The sequence below is a fragment of the Bacillus sp. REN3 genome, assembly GCF_017912555.1.
Lineage (GTDB): Bacteria > Bacillota > Bacilli > Bacillales > Cytobacillaceae > Mesobacillus.
Genome location: NZ_JAERSD010000017.1, coordinates 70,266 through 89,692, shown reverse-complemented (window position 1 = coordinate 89,692; position 19,427 = coordinate 70,266). Strand labels below are relative to the sequence as shown.

Below are 19,427 nucleotides of genomic sequence, written 5' to 3'. Positions count from 1 at the left end.
CCTTTGAAAAATCCGATGAAATTCAAAAAGGGGTTCGGAATGTGAGCATTCCGAACCCCTTTTGTCTACAAACTGAGGTGAAATCAAATGATTTCACCTTTTTACATAAATCAGTTTCTCTTTTTTTTCTGTGACTTTTCCTATGATGGAAGCATACTGGAGCCCGCTTTCTTTCAAAGTCTGGACATATTGCTTCGCATCAGCTTCAGGGAGGGAGACGAGCAGGCCGCCAGATGTGATGGCGTCACAAAGGATCAGTTGTTCTTCAAAAGATATTTCTTTGTATTCAACATCGTCTTCCAGCCAGCTATGATTGGATTTCGAACCTCCAGGCACTACACCCTGTGCGGCCAATTCCAAAGTACCAGCAAGTACCGGAACTTTGGACAATGTGACTTCAAAGCTGGCATTGCTTCCTCGCGCAATTTCACTGCCATGTCCCAGCAGACCAAATCCAGTTACGTCTGTTACAGCATTCGGGGTGAACTTTTTCAAGGCTTCCGCTGCAGATTTGTTCAGCATTGCCATTGTCCTGGTTACTACTTGTTCTTGTTCATCTGTTACAGCACTTCGCTTGATTCCTGTCGTCATGATGCCGACGCCAATCGGTTTGGTCAGGACCAGAACATCTCCTGGTTTGGCTCCGACATTCTTCCAGATTTCATCGGGATGGGCCAGCCCGGTTACCGACAACCCGAATTTTGGCTCCTGGTCATCGATTGAATGACCTCCGACTGTCACAGCGCCTGCTTCTTTCACTTTATCGCCGGCCCCCCGCAAAATTTCAGCAAGGATATCTGGACCTAGTTTTTTTACAGGATAGCCAACAATATTCAACACCGTCTTTGGTTCTCCGCCCATCGCATATACATCGCTGAGCGCGTTGGCAGCAGCAATTTGTCCAAACATATAAGGATCATCCACAATGGGTGTGAAGTAATCGATTGTTTGGATCAAGGCGATGCTGTCAGTAAGCTTATATACTCCTGCATCATCTGATGTCTCATGCCCTACAAGCAGTTCAGGCACCGGCTCTTGTTCTGGTAAGAGACGCAAAACTTGCGTCAAGTCCTCAGGACTGATCTTGCATCCTCAGCCAGCTTTGGTTGAAAGGGAAGTAAGCCTGATTTTTTCATGTTCGCTCAACTATATCACCTCCAAATCAGTATACTCCTTCTTTTTTTTAAAATCATCCTAAAACGATCATTGCATACATTTATACATTACACTAAAATGACAGTAAAAACATGTGAATGACTAAATGTTGGGGGGAGACTGTCCAATGAAGAAATTCCAGGTATCAGTAACATTTTGCATGCAATGAAATTACGCTCCAAAAGCCGCGAGTTTCGCGGAAGAACTTTTTACGCACTTCAAGGGGCAGATTGAAAAGATGGAATTGATCCCATCAACCGGCGGTGCATTTGAAATCAACGTAAATGGGGAACTTTTGTATTCTAAGCTCGACAAGGGCATTTTTCCTGATACAGACCATATCATCCAACAAATGGATCAATAAAATTCTGCCTGGTATATGCCAGGTTTTTTTGTGCTTCCATTGCTATTTAGTATCTCTTTATACGAAGAATCTATCTGGAATCATGAAAAAACAGCCAATTTAGTTTTCACAGGATTGGAAAATCTTTATTGTGGAATACAATGATATAATGAGTGGACGGAGATTTATTGTGGGGGTAACCAGGATGAAGCATTTGTTAAGACAGCTTCCGGCAATTCATGAATTGCAAAAGGATGGAAGATTCCAAGCATTGGCAGAAAAACACCGAACTGATCAGGAACATCTTACGGATATAGCCAAAAGGGCCATCGAGGAAATCAGGGAAGAAATGATCAGCGGTTCATGGGAGGGACCAGAACCGGGAACAAGCCATTTTGATGAAGCGTTGTTCATTGCCATTTCGAAGCAAGCTGAAAAGAAATTAAGCTATACATTAAAAAGAGTAATCAATGCGACCGGAACGATTTTACATACAAATCTTGGCAGGGCAAGGTTGAGCGAGCATGCCATTCGCCATGTAGTCGAAACTGCCAGGAATTATTCAAATTTGGAGTATAAATTGGCCGAAGGAGAACGGGGGTCGCGCCACAGTCACGTAGAAGCAATTATCAGGGAAATCACTGGTGCCGAAGCTGCGATGGTAGTCAATAATAACGCAGCAGCTGTCTACCTTGTCCTTCGTGCATTGGCGAAGGATAAAGAGGTTATCGTATCCCGGGGGCAGCTTGTGGAAATCGGCGGTTCTTTCCGCATATCCTCAATCATGGAGGAAAGCGGAGCCGTCTTGAGGGAAATCGGTACAACGAATAAAACACATTTGCGGGATTATGAAAAGGCGATCACCGAAGAAACAGCCATGATCCTGAAAGTCCATACAAGCAATTTTAAGATTCTCGGTTTCACAAATTCAGTTGAAACCGCTGAACTTGCTGAACTTTCGAGGCAGCATGGCAAAATTGTATATTATGAGGATCTTGGAAGTGGTGTCCTTTATGATTTCAGAAAGCATGGAATTGGCGAGGAGCCTGTGGTCAGCGAGGTACTGAAAATGGGAGCGGATATTGTCTCTTTCAGCGGCGATAAGTTGCTCGGCGGACCCCAGGCAGGAATCATAGCCGGCAAGAAGGAATTGATCGACCAATTGAAAAGCCATCAGCTCGCCAGAGTGGTTAGAGTGGATAAAATGACATTGGCTGCCTTGGAAGGAACCCTCCTTGACTATCTGAGAGGGGATATAGACATGAACAGCATCCCGACCATCAGGGATTTGCTAGTGCCACTCATTGAACTAAAAGAGCGGACAGAATCACTCGTCAAAAAGCTGAATGACTCCGGAAACGGACTAAGGGCATCGCTAATACAGGGAACAAGCCAGGTCGGAGGAGGGACAATGCCTGATGTAGAACTGCCAACCTATATTGCATCTGTCACCCATGCAGACTTCACTGCAGAACAAATAGCCAGAAAGCTGCGGACTGAAATGAAACCTTCAATCATTGTACGTATCCATAGGGAAGAAATTCAAATAGATTTGAGAACCGTAACCCTGGAGGAAGAGCAGCTTCTACTTGACTCATTCAAAAAATTAGCAAGGTGAAAACAACGAAATGAAAAAAGCCAGAGCATTTCCATTTTCCCGGAATCCCTCTGGCTTTTTTCTCCCATCAGTTTTAGTATCCATTATAGAGTGACCGTTAAAATGGCCATGGCACCTTGTCAATTCTAGGCCAATAAGACCCGGAGATGTAGCTGTATCTTCGGGTCTGTTTTTTATTCGCTACTCTTAGCCTAAATATATAAAGTTCTCCTTTTTCGAATAGGATGCATCCCGAATGGCTATCTCGACTTCCATAATAAAACAAAGATAGGCCAAACCCATTAAAAAAATGGGTTTGGCCTATCTGATTGTGTAAAATAAGCTCTTGTTAATAGCACTAGGTTGATTGGAATGGAAGTTCTGAAACACCTCGAAAATGCTAACGCATTTTCTTCGTGCGTGAGTGAATCCACAGAAGCCCATTCAGTGTGTTGCGGATTAGCGGGACAGATGAGACCCAGCAGAATCTTTATCGCCTTAGGAGACTCACCGCACGCCGCCCGGGAAGCGAAGCATCCTGGAGCGGAAATCAACCGGCCAATTAACAAAGGCTGCCCTTCAAGGATATTTTCAGTTCCACGATTACTACTTAGGCAGCTTTTTGGATCACTAGCGAAAAAAGAGTTGTTACTTAAGGATGCTCGTTCATTGTCCCTTTATTTTAGGTGTAAGGGTAAGGGAAAGGGAAAGTTCCCTGAAAAACCTCCTTGGTTGTACAGCCAGCACATGATTATAAATCATGCCCGGTATTATGCTTCTGTCTCGTGTGATTCCGATTTTTAACTTTTTTAGATCCGCTTAATGGAGCCGGCTGACCATCCTGATTGCCTTTTGGAGCATTCTTCCGCATATCTTTAGAATCATTTTTATTCATCCATTCATCCCTCCTTTCATTAGCTTTGGATTTGTACGTAAATTTATACTGTATATTTTTTATGGGGTTGTGCAATTTAACGGTATAAAATCAACACCATTCAGGAGGAAAGAATATGCCTTACCATAAAGATAAACAGCAAGCGTTCCAGGCAGCACAGCAGGGGTTTATCGAGGCACAAGGATTTTACCAGGAGATTGTCAGGGATAGTGCCAGCTATGGACACCAATTGAAACATTTAAAAAATGAAGTCAATGAAGCATTTCAACAAATTGAAAATGCGCTTGAGAATGCTTCCGAACACCAGCGTGAACAGCTAAAGCAATTCCAGAAAGATTTACGCAAGATTGTTAATGACGTGAATATGGATTGAAAAAGCGGAAGGGACCCTTCCGCTTTTAAGTTCACTCCTTTTTTTACTGTATGGTTATTCGATTTCCGACTCCGCTTTTCTTTTATTTTTCTTAATTTTAGTGGTCTTCATGGGCCATGAATGGCATGCTATGTTCATATCGAAAAATATCTTTCATCTTCCAGACTATCCCGATCAACACTTAACATTTTTCCAACATAGTGTTAAGGCAAATCATAAGACAGTCTCCCTGCTTTAGGATCAATGCTTTAGATGTGTTTGCCACATAAAAATCATTGTAACAAGAAATATCATAAGTAAAACTTATTATGGACAATAACTTTCTTGTCATTTACTTATATACTAGGTTATATTAAAATTGAAATTGTAAGAAAAGTAAGGATGGCGAACAATATTCAGACTTTTCGACAATCACTTATATTTCGTTTATGATGTTTACGAAAGAAGGGGGTAAACATATGTCAAATCATGATGTTTTTAACGCCCGTAGTTCATTTGAACTTGACGGGAAACGCTATCATTATTACAGCCTGGCAGCATTGGAAAAGGCCGGGGTGGGCAAAGTCTCCAAATTGCCTTACTCCGTGAAAGTCTTGCTTGAATCGGTGCTTCGCCAGCTAGATGGCTTTGTAATCACAAAAGAGCATGTTGAAAATCTAGCAAAATGGGGAACAAGTGATGTAAAGGAAATCGATGTCCCTTTCAAGCCTTCACGTGTCATCCTCCAGGACTTCACAGGCGTTCCTGCTGTTGTTGACCTTGCTTCACTCAGGAAAGCAATGGCCGATATGGGAGGGGACCCAGACAAAATCAATCCTGAGAAGCCGGTTGACCTCGTAATCGACCACTCTGTACAGGTTGACAAATACGGCACTCCTGATGCGCTCAGCGTGAACATGGACCTGGAATTCGAACGGAACGCTGAACGATACCAATTCCTAAGCTGGGCCCAGAAAGCGTTTGATAATTATCGCGCTGTTCCTCCTGCGACTGGAATCGTCCACCAGGTGAACCTTGAATATCTTGCCAGCGTTGTCCATTCAGTGGAAAACGAAAATGGAGAATTCGAAACGTTCCCTGATTCCCTTGTTGGAACAGACTCACATACTACAATGATCAACGGGATCGGCGTCCTTGGCTGGGGTGTCGGAGGCATTGAGGCTGAAGCAGGAATGCTTGGCCAGCCATCTTATTTCCCAGTACCTGAGGTAGTCGGTGTAAAATTAGTCGGAGATATGCCAAATGGAGCTACAGCCACTGACCTTGCTCTGAAAGTGACTCAAGTCCTTCGCAGCAAAGGAGTTGTAGGCAAGTTCGTTGAATTTTTCGGACCTGGCGTTACGACACTTCCGCTTGCGGACCGTGCCACTGTAGCAAACATGGCTCCTGAATATGGCGCTACTTGCGGTTTCTTCCCGGTTGATGGGGAAGCGCTTGATTATATGCGCTTGACTGGCCGTTCCGAAGACCACATCAAGGTCGTTGAGGCATACTGCAAGGAAAACGGCATGTTCTTCGATCCGGCACTTGAACCTGTATATACAGATGTAGTCGAAATCAATCTTTCTGAAATCGAAGCAAACCTATCAGGACCGAAACGCCCTCAGGACCTGATACCGCTATCCCAGATGAAGATGTCCTTCCAGGAAGCAGTGACTGCACCTGCAGGAAACCAGGGCTTCGGACTTGATAAGAAAGAGTTCAAAAAAGAAACTGTAGTGGAATTCAGCAATGGTGACACTACAAAGATGAATACCGGTGCGATTGCAATCGCCGCCATCACAAGTTGTACCAACACATCTAACCCATACGTGCTTGTAGGAGCCGGCTTGGTTGCGAAGAAAGCTGTTGAACTTGGAATGGAAGTCCCTAAGTACGTTAAGACTTCTTTGGCTCCAGGGTCAAAAGTTGTCACAGGGTATCTCCGCGATTCTGAGTTGCTTCCTTACCTTGAAACTTTAGGGTTCAACCTTGTTGGCTACGGATGTACTACATGTATCGGCAACTCCGGCCCACTTAAGCCTGAAATAGAAAAAGCGATTGCTGAAAGCGATCTCCTTGTTACTTCCGTTCTTTCCGGAAACCGTAACTTTGAAGGACGTATCCACCCATTAGTGAAGGCTAACTACCTTGCTTCACCTCCGTTGGTTGTTGCCTACGCCCTTGCTGGAACAGTGGATATCGATCTCCAAAACGATCCAATCGGAAAAGACAAAGATGGGAATGATGTATTCTTCAAGGATATCTGGCCATCAACAGCAGAAGTAAATGAAGTTGTAAACAGAGTGGTTACACCAGAATTGTTCCGTAAGGAATACGAAACAGTGTTCAGCGACAACGAACGCTGGAACGAAATCAAGACGAGCAATGACCCATTGTATACTTTTGACGAAAATTCAACCTATATCCAAAACCCTCCATTCTTTGAAGGGCTGACTCCAGATGCAGGAGAGGTTGTTCCATTAACTGGGCTTCGTGTCGTCGGAAAGTTCGGTGATTCTGTCACGACAGACCATATTTCTCCTGCCGGTGCGATTGGCAAGGATACACCAGCCGGGAAATACCTGCGTGAAAAAGGTGTTGAGCCACGTGACTTCAACTCTTATGGATCCCGGCGCGGAAACCATGAAGTGATGATGCGCGGTACATTCGCGAACATTCGTATCCGTAACCAGATCGCCCCTGGAACGGAAGGCGGCTTCACGACCTACTGGCCAACAGGTGAAGTCATGTCCATTTTCGATGCTTGCATGAAGTATAAGCAAGAAGGAACAGGCTTGATGGTCATCGCTGGCAAAGACTACGGAATGGGATCATCCCGTGACTGGGCTGCGAAGGGAACCAACCTATTAGGCATCAAGACTGTCATCGCCGAAAGCTTCGAGCGTATCCACCGTTCAAACCTTGTGCTAATGGGCGTATTGCCACTACAATTCAAGGCGGGCGAAAACGCTGAAACTCTTGGTCTGACAGGAAAAGAACATTTCGATGTCCAGGTTGATGAGAATGTACGTCCACGCGACATCATTAATGTCACTGCAACAGACGAAGATGGAAACAAAAAGACGTTTGAAGCGCTTGTCCGTTTCGACTCAGAGGTTGAAATCGATTACTATCGCCACGGTGGCATCCTCCAGATGGTCCTTCGCGACAAACTTAAAGGTTAAAGAATTTACCCCCTATCCACTGATTGGATAGGGGGCTTTGTTTATTGAATTGTTTCTTTCTTCCCAGCTTTGTCCGAAGAGTTCCTGCCTAAGCCTTAAAGCAGCTTGAATTTCAGGAAATTGCCTATCCAATCAGTTGGTTTGCCATTGAACCCAACTGGATTTTATCTTCCTGGACATAAAAAGTGAAAACTTTCAAAATTTCGACAGTTTTCCCTCTTGAATTGTTCTTCTGAAAGGATATATGGTAAAGGTAGGATAAACCAAAGGAGTGAACGCTATGAGCCTATTGACCATTGTTGCCAGAGGAAATTATATCTCGGTCGTCACGGAATGCTTAGAAAGCAATCCTCAAATTAACGAGGAAAGTGTCAAATTCCTGGAATTGATTCCTGACACGGCTATTATCGTTCTTAACGGAGACAAAGATTACGTTGGCATGGGTGCAGACGCTGCGGCAACGCTGGTACAGCAAGGTTTCAATCTGAAAGAAATCGCGGATTCACTCCAAACCTCTTTTCATAATGTTTTGAATTACCATGTAAGCGGCAGAGAAATAGAAGGAATCATAGCCGGCTTTTCAACTAATGGAACATCCCAATACCATATTATTTCCAATATAAATGGCCTTGAATCCTACTATCCGGGCAGAAGTGAATGCTTCTACTATGCGAATGACCCAAAACAAATGCTTGAACTTGAGAAGCTCTTGAAAATGCACGGAATAGCGACGGCCGAACAGGCACAGGCTGCTCAGTTACATTTACTCACTAATTTACATGTCAGCCAGCGACACTGTGCAAGCATCTATCAAAAAGCGAATTAAAAGCAGCCTAAGGAGGCTGCTTTTTGTGATCATAACACATATTGAAGGACAAAATTGCTAAGGAATAATAGTGCAATCATATAAAGGGCAGGCTTTACCTCCCGGCCTTTCCCCATCAAAAGTTTCATCAGCGGATATAGGATGAATCCAAATGCCATGCCATCAGCGATGCTGTATGTCAGAGGAATCAGCACGATGATCAGCAAGGCGGGGAAGCTTTCCAGCAAATCGTCAAGCTTGATAAAGGTGATGTTTTGAAGCATCAGAACGCCAATCAGAATCAGGACAGGAGAAACCGCACTTTCCGGTACGAGTTTAATGATTGGGATCAAGACTAGCGAAGCCAGGAAAAATAGCCCAGCGACAACGCTGGTTAAACCGGTTCTGCCGCCAGCAGTGATGCCCGCTGCGCTTTCAACTGAGGAAACAGTCGGGCTTGTTCCGAATATCCCCGCAGTCGCCACGGAAATAGCGTTAGCTTGAAGAGACTTCTTGTATTTTTCCGGTTGGTTGAGGAGCTTTGTATGCCCGTGGACTAACCCGATATTCTCAAAAATCACGACCATGGCCAATGAAAAGGCTGTTAGCCAAAATATAAAGTTGCCAGCCTGGGAAAAGGACACTTGTCCGAAAACAGCGGCATATTCGGAGAAGGAAGGCAGGCTCCAATCCACTCCTGTTCCATTCCTGTCCCCGAAAAGAATGGAAAGACCAGATGTGAAAACAATACTGAGCAGCAGGTTCCCTCGCACATTTCGGATAAACAGGATGACCGTAACGACAAGCCCGATTAAGGTAATCAGTGCTGTCGATGAACTTAAGTCTCCAACCGCAAGCAATGTATGTTCAGAGCTGGTGATGATGCCGCTGCTGTCAAAGCCTATCAGAATCAGAAGAATCCCGATTCCTACCGTGATCGCTTCCTTCAAGGAATCCGGTATAGAGGACGTAATGTAGCTTGCCAAGGGAGTGAAGGCCAAAATCATGAACAGAATACCCGAAATGAAAACCATCGCCAATGCTTCCTGCCATGTAAAACCGCCAGATTGGACAATCGTATAAGTGAACATCGCATTCAAGCCCATTCCGGGTACTACCAGAATCGGTGCATTGCTCCAAAATCCCATTAGTAAGCTACCCACAAATACGCTGAGAATTGTCGCAATAATGCCGGCTTCAAGCGGAATGCCAGCCGCTGAAAGGATTGTAGCATTGACAATGATAATATAAACCCCTGTTATATAAGAAATAAGTCCCGCAGACAATTCCTTCCCGAACGTTGTCTGATTTTCCTCTAGCCGAAATATTTTATCCATTTGATAACCTCTCTCTCTATACAGATAAACATTTCCGTTTTAAAACGAACGAACATATCGTATCATAGACTCAAGCCATATATAAAATATATAATTTATATGGGATTCATATTTTTTTCATATGGAGGAAACATGGATATCAGACAACTACGTTATTTTATTGCAATTGCTGAAGAAAAGAATATTACTGCGGCTGCCAAAAGATTGCATATGTCTCAGCCGCCGTTAAGCATCCAACTGAAGCAAATGGAGGAAGAGTTGGGTGTGATCCTTGTTGAAAGGAATGGAAAAAAGATTGAACTAACCGATAAAGGCAAAGTTCTTTACAGGCACGCTTTGAATATTATCCATTCTTTCGAAGAAGTGAAGAATGAATTGCAGGAAACTGATGAAGGCAAGAAAGGGAATCTTTCAATAGGCATCAATACTTTATCGGTCCCTGACTTTCCTGGCTGGATAGAAGAATTCCATTCCCTTTTCCCATTGGTCTACATCCGTGTTGTCCAAAATGATTCGGCATACTTAACCGAACTTGTGAAGCAAAGGTCGATAGAACTCGCACTAATCAGGCTGCCGCTTCAAAACAATGATGTCAATTATCTTCCATTGTACAATGAACCTTTTTTATTTGTTTCCAGGAATAAAGCTCAGGGGAGCATCACCTTTGAGGAGATCAGCAACGTTCCGCTGATCCTCCCAAGCACAGAGGGCCTTGGAAGCTATACAATCATCCATGAAGCTTTCACAAAAGCGCAGCTTCCCCTTAATGTTGTTTGTGAGTGCTCGGACATGAAAGTTTTGATGGAGCTCGTTTCTGCAGGAGTCGGGGCTACGATCATGCCTCAATCTGTCTATCAGTCATACAGCGAGCCAGAATTCAATGCCCGGGAAATCGAAAATTCTACACTCACTTCCTCAGTAGGGATCATTTGGCTCCGCCAGCACTATCTTTCTAAACCTGCGGAAAATTTTATTGAGCTCCTAAAAAAACGTCTCACCGGGGTATGATGAAAGATACAATTTGCGGAAACAATATAATGCGTCAATTAGGGAATGGCATGCTCCATTTCTGGGCTATCTGGTGTCCTCCATGTAAAGCAGAATTGCCTGCTGCCCAAAAGGTTTTCACGGACAAACTTGATGACCTTTGTCATTCTTGCCATTGATATTCTCCCTGGGGAAGACACCGGAGGCGCAAAGGGCTGAGAATGCTTGCCGGCACGCCCACGGAAAGCCGCCGACTAAAACCGCCGCGTCCTGTGCGGCAAAGTCGGCACTAGGACTTCCTGTCCGTTGAAGTGCCTGGAGTGGAACTCAACAATCAAATCAAAAATCAAATTCACATAGCTAAATATTAAGTAACACAGTGAATAAGCACGAAAAAAAAGGGAAAGAATAGAATACGATTAAATTTTCGAAAATTTGTAATAATTGAAACCGTTTCCGGACATACTAACTGTTAGAATGATGGTAAAGGAAGGTGAGCACGATGAGAAAGCCACGAAAACGGTCTTTTCAAGAGCTTGTATCAGAAAATAAGCGCCAACTTCTGAGTGATCGTGATGCCCTCGAAAAAATCGAGGCAAAGTTAGAACAAAAGCGTCTTGAAAAAGCAGAGTAATTTCATACATTACCATAAATGATTCCCTTCTTATTAGGAAAAGCTTTAGATAAAGGGAGGGAATCATTCATGGGCAATCCAAAAAAGGATAGTAAACACTATGTTCCTAGCCATATTGGCACACAGCCTCGTAAATTTGGCGGAAACAAAGGAAAAAAAATGCAGGATCAATCTGGCGAGCATGCCCAGGTTATTCAAAACAAAGGCGAATAAGAATGAAAAAACACCTGCCAGTAATATGGCAGGTTTTCGTTTATTTCCTCTTTTCTAAATGGAGCAAATTCCCGATGATAAAACAACTTTATAAGCATAAACTATCCTTGTACTTTTTAAAGGGAGGTATACGGATATGGCAAACACTACACCTAAGCCTGACGACCGAAGCGATAATGTCGAAAAGCTCCAATCCATGATCCATCATACGATTGAGAATATGGAAGACGCAGAAGCTGCAATGGACAGCTCAAGCGCTGAGGACAAGGCAAGGATTGATGCCAAAAATGAAAGACGCCGTGAAAGTATCGATGCTTTCCGGTCAGAAATCAAGGATGAAGCTGAAAACCAAGGATAATGAAGAACACGCCCGCCGTGGAAGGCGGGCCTTTTTCCGTCTGCTGAAAAATGTGATAAGATACCAATTGTATACTAAATAAAGAAGTGATGTTATGAAAAATTCCAAAAACGAACTTCCACTTGAGAAACTGCTTGATATGTGGGAAGAGGAATTAAATGAGAAAGGGTTCATTCATGATGAAGCTTTATTGATTACAACGATCGAAGCTTTATCTGAAGGGAACAGTAAAAACGCGTTATCCAGAGTCCTTACAATAGCCGCGAAATCCCGCGCGAACAGGAATGGCTATGATTCGTTAGTATTGGATTGGCTTCAAAAAGCAGTGGAATCCGACCCTGAGAATAGAAGTGCAAAAAATCTGCTTGTAAATAATCAATGGAAAAATAAAAAGAATGTTTTTGACAGCCTGGTTTTTCCGCCAATTAGGGAAACTGATAACCGTGCACTTAAAAAGAAAACTGCCGAGCAATATATTGATATTTCACGACAATTCCTCTCTTACTCCGAAGAACAGCTTGCAGACTTAAAAAAAGCTACCCTGGAACCTGATTCTTTAATGGAAGCCAAATTCCAGCGATTGATCCGTTTGCTCGAAGATGCTGCCGAAGAAACCGCCGCCTTGCTTAAAGCAGCCCGATTATATGAAGAATCCGTCACAGGCGTGTTCCATACAGCTGTTCATTATGAGGATATCAAAGCGAGGATTAAAAGGCTTGGTGATATCAAAGCGCAATGGAAGGAAGAATTTAAAGACGAATCCAATGGAACCATCGAGGAAGACAGTGATCCACTCGATGAACTCAGGAAAATGGTTGGCATGGAATCAGTAAAAGAAAGGGTAAACGATTTTTACCATTTCTTGGAGTATCAACAAAAACGTAAGCAGCTTGGTCTGAAGACAAGGGATGACCAAAGCTTGAACATGGTACTCACCGGGAACCCAGGCACAGGAAAAACATCACTTGCACGTCTGCTAGCAAAAATTTACCATATCCTTGGTGTCCTTCCTCGCGGGGAAATCATCGAAGCTGACCGTTCACAGCTGGTTGGAGCCTATGTCGGGCAGACTGAGGAAAATGTCCGGAAAGTTGTCGAGCAGGCTTTAGGGGGAGTATTGTTCATTGATGAAGCATACAGCCTTAAACGTGAAGGGCAAACTGGAAATGATTATGGACAGACTGCAATTGATACACTTGTTTCCTTGATGACAGGGAAAGAATACGGCGGGCAATTTGCTGTCATCCTGGCTGGCTACCCTGATGAAATGCGGCAGTTCCTGGATTCAAATCCTGGGCTTAGAAGTCGATTTCCACAGTCCAATTTCATCCACCTCCCCGATTACTCGAATGAAGAGCTGATTGAGATCGCTGAACTGACTGCAAGAGATAATGATTTCGCGATTACAGCGGAAGCAAGGCCGATACTGGTTGAAAGAATCGAGAAAGAAAGGGTGGATGAAACCTTTGGCAACGCTCGGACAGTCCGTAACCTTGTACTGGATGCCATTTTTAAGAAGGGCGCAAGGCCAATCGATGAATCAAATTTGGCTGCATTCACTCTCCTTGAAAAGGAAGATTTCGAAGCCGAACAGCCTGTGTCAGTTGAATCTCCAATTGACCGTCTTGATAAACTCGTAGGATTGGAGCCTGTAAAATCGGAAGTTATGGGCTTGATTTCATTTGTCAGAATGCAGCAGCTTCGCAGGGAAAATGGATTGCCTGTAGTACCTGTTCAGGTGCACTCCGTTTTCACGGGCAACCCCGGTACAGGCAAAACAACCGTCGCTAAAATATTTGCTGAGTTATTAAAAGAATGCGGGATGCTGAAACGGGGCCATTTGCTAGTAACCAGTCGCGCGGATTTTGTTGCGGGCTATGTTGGCCAGACTGCCATCAAGACGAAGAAGAAAATCCGTGAAGCGTTGGGGGGAGTACTTTTCATAGATGAAGCATACTCATTGCTTGGGCAGTCTGCAGGAGATTTCGGAAAAGAAGTCATTGACACGCTTGTGGATGAGATGACCCGCCATAACGAAAACCTAGTCATAATCCTTGCTGGCTATCCTGATGAAATGAATGAGTTGCTTAAAAGCAATCCAGGTTTGCGTTCAAGGTTCAAGAAATTTTTTCAGTTCCCGGATTACACTTCAGAGGAATTACTTGAAATCATCAAAAATTATGCGAGAAACTATCAATATTACATTACGGAAGAAGCGATTGAATTTTTAGAACAGGTAATCGACGAAATGGATACGAACGGAAATGGACGGTTTGCTGCCAATCTTGTTGATGATGCCATCCAATCCCAGGCCTTCAGGTTAATGGGGGGCGGGGAACTGGAAGAGTTCAACGAGTATGCGTCATTTCTGGAGAAAAGCGATTTCCAAAACGCATTAAATAAAGGGATAAGAGGGGAATAGTATGCATATTTCATCAAAAGAAATCGAAGTCCGTTACGCAGAAACAGATCAAATGGGTGTAGTTTACCACGCCAATTACTTTGTCTGGATGGAACTCGGCAGGACAAAATTGATCCATGACCTTGGCTTCAACTATGCTGAAATGGAAAAAGACGGAATTCTTTCGCCTGTCATCGATATTGAGGCTTCCTACAAGAAACCCGTAAGATATGGAGAAACCGCAATAATAAAAACATGGGTGGAGGAATATGACGGGTTCCGGGTCTTATATAAATATGAAGTGTATACAGAACAGGGAGAACTTGCCGTGTACGGAAGCTCAAGGCATGTTTGTGTCAAGCGGGAGAGTTTTCGCCCGATTTCACTGAAGAGATCCTATCCTGATTGGCATGAAGCATATCTCAAGGCGATGAAACAGCCAGAAGGCAAAAAGGAGCAGATCTGATTGGCATTTGGAATCAATAGGGAAGAACTTCATGAGTGGAAGCAACGAATCAGTAGGGGAGAAATCGCCTTTCTTACCCATTACTGGCTTGATGACCGGTTCCCAGGCTGTAAGACTGTAACCAAGGTAGGCTGCAATGATCTTACAAAGCTGGAAAATTGGGGGAGAAAGCATAGATTAAAGCCTGAATGGATTGACCGTCGGAAGCCCGATTTCCCGCATTACGACCTTTTCGGCAAGATACAAGAAGAAATCCTTAATAAGGAAGGCATCCTTAACCCTTTAGGGATGCAAGCAAAAAAATAAGGCAGCAGCCATTGCTGCCTTATTTTTTCTCGTATTTAAATTCTGGTTCCTTGCCTACGGGATGCAAATCCACAATTAAATCATGTCCATCAAAATACCATAAATCTTTTTCCTCGATATAATATGTGACATCGTTTTTCTCTGTTTTCGCTCCTATATGGTCTGGTTCTTCCTTGGAGACACCCAATGAAAAGCCTTGCTGTACGGTACTGAATCCCCCATATCTGGCAAAGAAACGCATATAGCCACCCTTTGAAAGACCCATTTCATTTTCATACCAGGCAGCAGCATCATCGTGAATGGTAATGTTCATGTTGATCTCCTTTCATAGCCAACTAGAGCCATTATAACACAGGCTTTATCTGCCCCCCACTCGTTCGCTTCGTATGCGAAAGAGGTACCGGATTATTTCAGGCTATTAGTCATGTGATGCATGATTTCAGCATGCTTATTCTGTGCGTCTGCAAGCCCATAGTTTGCTGCTTCGTTTAAAGGAACGACCTGGTAATTCCTTTGTCTGCTGCTTGATACGAAGGTAGGAAGGAATTGTGGATTGGAAAGCATGATGTTCTTTCCTTCCGGAGCAAGAATCTTAGTCACTTCTATCGTTGCCAGGCCGCCAATATCTTTATAGTCCCACATTTGCCCGGAAAGGAAGTTTCCAAGGGAATAGACAACAAGGGCCTTCCGTCCATCTGGCGCCTCAATCCAGTCCATTGGCTGAAGAACATGCGGATGATGACCGAAGATGATATCAACCCCTTCATTGACGAGAAATTGTGCCAAATCTTCTTGCTCTCCCGTTGGGAACCGTTGGTATTCATTTCCCCAGTGGATACTCATGACAATAACATCGGACTGCTCCTTTGCGCGGTGAATTTCGGCTTTCATTATCTCACGGTCAATCAAGTTTACAAGATAATCCTTCCCGATTGGAACAGGAATTCCGTTTGTGCCGTAAGTATAAGAAAGATAGGCAACCTTAATCCCGTTTTTTGTCAAAACCCTTACCTTATCGCGGTCTTCGGCATCCTTAAATGAACCTACATAAGGAAGGCCAGCCGCTTCCATATATCCAGTAGACTTAAGTACACCTTTCTCCGATCGGTCCAGTGAATGATTATTCGCGTTGGAAACAATGTCGACACCTGCATCGATCAATGCATCTCCAACCTCGACAGGGCTGTTGAAAGCTGGATAGCTCGATAATCCAATTTCCACGCCGCCCAGGACAGTCTCCTGGTTGGCGAGGAGAAGGTCAGGAGCAAGCAGATATTCCTTCATGTGTCTAAGCATTGGTTTAAAATCATAGTTTCCGTCAGTAAACGCATCTTCATATACTGTGTCGTGAATCAAAATATCGCCAATTGCTCCCAGTGTCACTTTTTCAGCATATGATTTTCCGGCCACATCCGAGCTTCGGGGACTATGTGGTTTTTGTGTTTTTACAATCCCATTCTGTCCATTCGCTTCTGCTTCGTGATACATTTGGAAAGTAATCGCGGACGCCGCGATTCCCAATCCTGCCGCAATAAAGATTCCAAGAGATAATACCCCAGGTATTTTTTTCATTTCTATCTCCCTTTGAAAATCAAAGTAATTTTCCTTATTGATACTATATTATATGAAGGTCAAATAATATATAAATTTTGGCAAAACCTTTATTTTATCGTCATATTACGTTATTATTTTTACCAAAAGTGGTAAGGTTTAATAGCTGGGAAGAAGGTGTTGAAGGTTGTTTTCAATTTCAGAATACGCTTATGGCATTTTACGTACAGCCATTGAGAAAGAGAAGGGAAAAGATGAAAAGCTTTTTGTCCGAATGACGATGGGGATCAGCTGAGGCGGACCGCAGCTCAGAGTCGCTCTGGAAGAGCGGCCATTAACGAATGATAGGATTTTTGATTTTAATGATGTTTCCATCCTAATTCACGAACAGGATCTTCCTTATTTTTCCGAAAGAAAACTCGAATTTACGAAAGACTTCTTTGGAAACGGACGATTTACGCTCGTAAAAACATAAATGCAGGTACCGGAAGGGGCACCTGCATTTTTCAATTACCATCACTATCCTCTAAAAAGTCAACAAGTTCGTCCAAATTATTGATTTTAATGACCGAAGGTTTTCGATCAGTTTCTGATTGAGCGAAAAACTCGACTACGAAGTCATTCGGGGCCGTGACATCCGCTGTAGAAGTCGTGAATACAAAATGATCGATGGATTTAAGGATTTCTTCCATACCACTCGCCCCCTTTCCAAAGTTCTTATCAATATTTTACCAACCAATCATCCTTTAGAAACGATACTAATTTGACAATCCATTGAACGAATGTAAGGCTGCAGGATTAGTTTAAACGAACGAATAATCGGGTAATTTTTTATTGGGAAGTCCACTCCAACTGTCTTTAACCAAGTCTGTTTTCTTCAATGTTCTTCCAGTTTTGGGCTTATGAAGCTACATCAAGGTATGATACTTGAAACGAATCATAACAAGGGGCATGAATTAAATTGGAAACCTTATTCATCAAATTAAGTAACTACTTGGACTTGAACCAGGGAGAAATTGCGGAGAAAATTATGGATACCCTTACTGAAAAGGAACCCTGTATTTTTTCATTCTTGTCGAATACACAATCCCAGCTCGTGAAGGAACTAATAACGAAATATGTCGAATTGCTCGCCAACCACTCACGGGGAAAAAATACAGAGACGGATGTCGATCATTGGGCAAAGAAAAATACCGGAGAAATCCTCAGGCTCGGATTGACTCTCTATCAATCCATCCAGACTTTTACGATCATCAAGGAAGTCACCTGGGATCAGATGAAGGACTTTTCTGAAGGGGAGGAGAATGTATCCGCCAGGCAAATTCACAAGCTTGGTCGCTTTATCAATGACTTTATCGGCCATATTATCCTAAGTTTTACAGATTCATTTACCAGGTCAACCAATCTACAGTTGCAGTCACAGCAAGAAGCAATCGATGAACTTAGCACACCAGTCATTTCGATTGTCGATGGAGTTGCCGTGCTGCCAATCATTGGAGAAATCGATACTCGCCGGTCAAGAATCATCATGGAACAGTCACTGCACGAAACGGACAGACAGGGAGTGGAGTGCCTGATTATCGATCTTTCTGGCGTCTATATTGTTGATACGATGGTTGCACAGGAGCTTTTCAAAATCATTTCGAGCCTTGAACTGACAGGCGTGGAGGTAAATATCACAGGGATAAGGCCTGAACTGGCACATTCCATCGTCAATCTAGGAATAAATTTTGACAATATCACGCTATACAATAATCCAGGACAGGCCATGAAAGACTTCGGTATCTACAGGAAGTAAGGAAAGCGTGATTCCCATAACCTAGGAAATTCGAACAAGGTCCCGTCTTCCTTCCTAATGATGGCGTGCAGCAGAGGAAAACTTTTCAAGATATGAATATCCACGAAATGATGGCCGGCAACCCAAACAGATTGCCGGCCATCATTTTATCCAAGCCACTTGATCTTGGGCTCCGTTTTGTTGCGTATCCGAGCAATATTTGCCCGGTGTCTGTAAATGACAAAAGAAGCAAGTACCGCTACGACTGCGATCAATAGTATGTCCCTGGTAAGTAACGCATAAATGAATGTAGCAATCGCTGTAAGAATCGAGGATAATGAGACATACTTGGTTATGTACAGGCAAATAAAAAAGAAGATCAGCATAAACAGGAACATCATTGGAGCATATGCAAGCAAGATTCCTCCTGATGTCGCAACAGCCTTTCCGCCGCGGAAGCCAGCGAATACAGGATACATATGTCCGACCACAGCGAATATCCCTGCAATGAGCATATGGAGGCCAGAATCAGGAAACAGAGCTGGCAAACTGGCAGCAAGCGTACCTTTCAGCACATCCGCAATCGTGACCACAAGCCCCGCCTTGATTCCAAGTGTGCGGAAGGTATTTGTTCCTCCGAGATTCCCGCTTCCGTGTTCCCGGATATCTTTTCCGAAAAACAGCTTGCCTACAATCAAGCCCGATGGAATGGATCCAAGCAAATAAGCCAAAAGAATAATCATTGCGTTTAAAGCCATAAAAAATTCTCCTTAAAAAGAAATAGGATTCTTTTATTTTACCATGTTCATGCAAAAACTCCATGCAAAACTTAAAAAACGGTATCGCTTACGGGAAATAATAAATGTGCTTCCGTGAAACGGCTGATCATTCCTGCTTGCTAAGTTTATAACTAACTAAAATGGTAAATAAGAATATTATTAAATAGCAGGCTTAGTTAAATCCCCAATTTATTTTTCCATCGGTGTTGATGGGTGCGGGCAGCGGCTAATTCGATATACTGGCGGGTCCCTGAATTCCCCCACGAAGACAGTCTCTTGCACC

The 19,427-nt window shown here is 43.5% G+C and carries 19 protein-coding genes and 1 pseudogene; 13 read left to right on the top strand and 7 right to left on the bottom strand.

Annotated elements, in window-relative coordinates; translation table 11 throughout:
- Window positions 1–93: 93 nt before the first annotated feature.
- Window positions 94–1,146, bottom strand: a complete 1,053-nt coding sequence (gene selD, locus JJQ88_RS15070) for a selenide, water dikinase SelD (RefSeq protein ID WP_210366871.1) — start codon at window positions 1,144–1,146, stop codon at window positions 94–96.
- A 190-nt stretch (window positions 1,147–1,336) separates the two neighbouring features.
- Here selD and JJQ88_RS15065 point away from each other — a divergent pair.
- A pseudogene (locus JJQ88_RS15065) lies at window positions 1,337–1,519 on the top strand (Rdx family protein); the annotation flags it as partial.
- A 184-nt stretch (window positions 1,520–1,703) separates the two neighbouring features.
- On the top strand, window positions 1,704–3,116 hold the full coding sequence (gene selA / locus JJQ88_RS15060; RefSeq protein WP_210366870.1) for an L-seryl-tRNA(Sec) selenium transferase: 1,413 nt from the start codon (window positions 1,704–1,706) through the stop codon (window positions 3,114–3,116).
- Window positions 3,117–3,846: 730 nt separating this feature from the next.
- Here the strand turns inward: selA and JJQ88_RS15055 are convergent.
- A complete protein-coding gene (locus tag JJQ88_RS15055) occupies window positions 3,847–3,990 on the bottom strand; it encodes a small acid-soluble spore protein P (protein ID WP_210366869.1) in 144 nt (47 codons plus the stop codon).
- 115 nt (window positions 3,991–4,105) lie between these two features.
- Here JJQ88_RS15055 and JJQ88_RS15050 point away from each other — a divergent pair, with 115 nt between their 5' ends.
- The 3 genes from JJQ88_RS15050 (at window position 4,106) to JJQ88_RS15040 (ending at window position 8,356) form a co-directional block, all read left to right on the top strand.
- Window positions 4,106–4,363 carry a hypothetical protein gene (locus tag JJQ88_RS15050; protein WP_210366868.1) on the top strand — a complete coding sequence of 86 codons (258 nt, stop codon included), beginning with the start codon at window positions 4,106–4,108 and terminating at the stop codon, window positions 4,361–4,363.
- Window positions 4,364–4,821: 458 nt separating this feature from the next.
- Window positions 4,822–7,530, top strand: a complete 2,709-nt coding sequence (acnA, locus tag JJQ88_RS15045) for an aconitate hydratase AcnA (RefSeq protein WP_210366867.1) — start codon at window positions 4,822–4,824, stop codon at window positions 7,528–7,530.
- A 280-nt stretch (window positions 7,531–7,810) separates the two neighbouring features.
- Window positions 7,811–8,356, top strand: a complete 546-nt coding sequence (locus JJQ88_RS15040; RefSeq protein ID WP_210366866.1) for a hypothetical protein — start codon at window positions 7,811–7,813, stop codon at window positions 8,354–8,356.
- Between the two features lie 29 nt (window positions 8,357–8,385).
- Here the strand turns inward: JJQ88_RS15040 and JJQ88_RS15035 are convergent, their stop codons facing one another.
- The gene (locus JJQ88_RS15035) at window positions 8,386–9,672 is read right to left on the bottom strand and encodes an NCS2 family permease (protein WP_210366865.1); all 1,287 of its coding nucleotides are present in this window, start codon (window positions 9,670–9,672) and stop codon (window positions 8,386–8,388) included.
- A gap of 132 nt (window positions 9,673–9,804) precedes the next feature.
- On the opposite strand from JJQ88_RS15035, the gene JJQ88_RS15030 reads away from it, so the two are divergent.
- The 7 genes from JJQ88_RS15030 to JJQ88_RS15000 all read left to right on the top strand — a co-directional run bounded on the left by JJQ88_RS15030 (window position 9,805) and on the right by JJQ88_RS15000 (window position 15,037).
- The gene (locus tag JJQ88_RS15030; protein ID WP_210366864.1) at window positions 9,805–10,680 is read left to right on the top strand and encodes a LysR family transcriptional regulator; all 876 of its coding nucleotides are present in this window, start codon (window positions 9,805–9,807) and stop codon (window positions 10,678–10,680) included.
- Window positions 10,681–11,161: 481 nt separating this feature from the next.
- Window positions 11,162–11,293 (top strand): FbpB family small basic protein, encoded by a 132-nt coding sequence (locus JJQ88_RS15025; RefSeq protein WP_210366863.1) that lies wholly within the window; start codon window positions 11,162–11,164, stop codon window positions 11,291–11,293.
- Between the two features lie 69 nt (window positions 11,294–11,362).
- Window positions 11,363–11,506: an acid-soluble spore protein N gene (locus JJQ88_RS15020; protein WP_210366862.1), complete on the top strand. Its 144-nt coding sequence runs from the start codon at window positions 11,363–11,365 to the stop codon at window positions 11,504–11,506.
- Window positions 11,507–11,642: 136 nt separating this feature from the next.
- The gene (tlp, locus tag JJQ88_RS15015) at window positions 11,643–11,864 is read left to right on the top strand and encodes a small acid-soluble spore protein Tlp (RefSeq protein WP_210366861.1); all 222 of its coding nucleotides are present in this window, start codon (window positions 11,643–11,645) and stop codon (window positions 11,862–11,864) included.
- A 94-nt stretch (window positions 11,865–11,958) separates the two neighbouring features.
- Entirely contained in the window at window positions 11,959–14,286 is a 2,328-nt protein-coding gene (locus tag JJQ88_RS15010; RefSeq protein ID WP_210366860.1) for an AAA family ATPase, read from the top strand.
- Between the two features lies 1 nt (window position 14,287).
- Window positions 14,288–14,731, top strand: a complete 444-nt coding sequence (locus JJQ88_RS15005) for an acyl-CoA thioesterase (protein ID WP_210366859.1) — start codon at window positions 14,288–14,290, stop codon at window positions 14,729–14,731.
- The gene (locus tag JJQ88_RS15000) at window positions 14,732–15,037 is read left to right on the top strand and encodes a hypothetical protein (protein ID WP_210366858.1); all 306 of its coding nucleotides are present in this window, start codon (window positions 14,732–14,734) and stop codon (window positions 15,035–15,037) included. It begins immediately after the preceding gene.
- A gap of 19 nt (window positions 15,038–15,056) precedes the next feature.
- Here the strand turns inward: JJQ88_RS15000 and JJQ88_RS14995 are convergent, their stop codons facing one another.
- The 3 genes from JJQ88_RS14995 to JJQ88_RS14985 form a co-directional block, all read right to left on the bottom strand.
- Complete coding sequence (locus JJQ88_RS14995) at window positions 15,057–15,350, bottom strand: HesB/YadR/YfhF family protein (RefSeq protein ID WP_210366857.1); 294 nt, start codon at window positions 15,348–15,350, stop codon at window positions 15,057–15,059.
- Between the two features lie 92 nt (window positions 15,351–15,442).
- A complete protein-coding gene (locus tag JJQ88_RS14990; protein WP_246861207.1) occupies window positions 15,443–16,609 on the bottom strand; it encodes a CapA family protein in 1,167 nt (388 codons plus the stop codon).
- 485 nt (window positions 16,610–17,094) lie between these two features.
- Window positions 17,095–17,280: a hypothetical protein gene (locus JJQ88_RS14985; RefSeq protein ID WP_210366856.1), complete on the bottom strand. Its 186-nt coding sequence runs from the start codon at window positions 17,278–17,280 to the stop codon at window positions 17,095–17,097.
- A gap of 269 nt (window positions 17,281–17,549) precedes the next feature.
- Between JJQ88_RS14985 and JJQ88_RS14980 the strand changes: the two genes are divergently transcribed.
- Window positions 17,550–18,386, top strand: a complete 837-nt coding sequence (locus JJQ88_RS14980) for an STAS domain-containing protein (protein ID WP_210366855.1) — start codon at window positions 17,550–17,552, stop codon at window positions 18,384–18,386.
- 146 nt (window positions 18,387–18,532) lie between these two features.
- On the opposite strand, the gene plsY is transcribed toward JJQ88_RS14980, so the two are convergent.
- Window positions 18,533–19,123 carry a glycerol-3-phosphate 1-O-acyltransferase PlsY gene (plsY, locus tag JJQ88_RS14975; protein ID WP_210366854.1) on the bottom strand — a complete coding sequence of 197 codons (591 nt, stop codon included), beginning with the start codon at window positions 19,121–19,123 and terminating at the stop codon, window positions 18,533–18,535.
- Window positions 19,124–19,427: the final 304 nt, after the last annotated feature.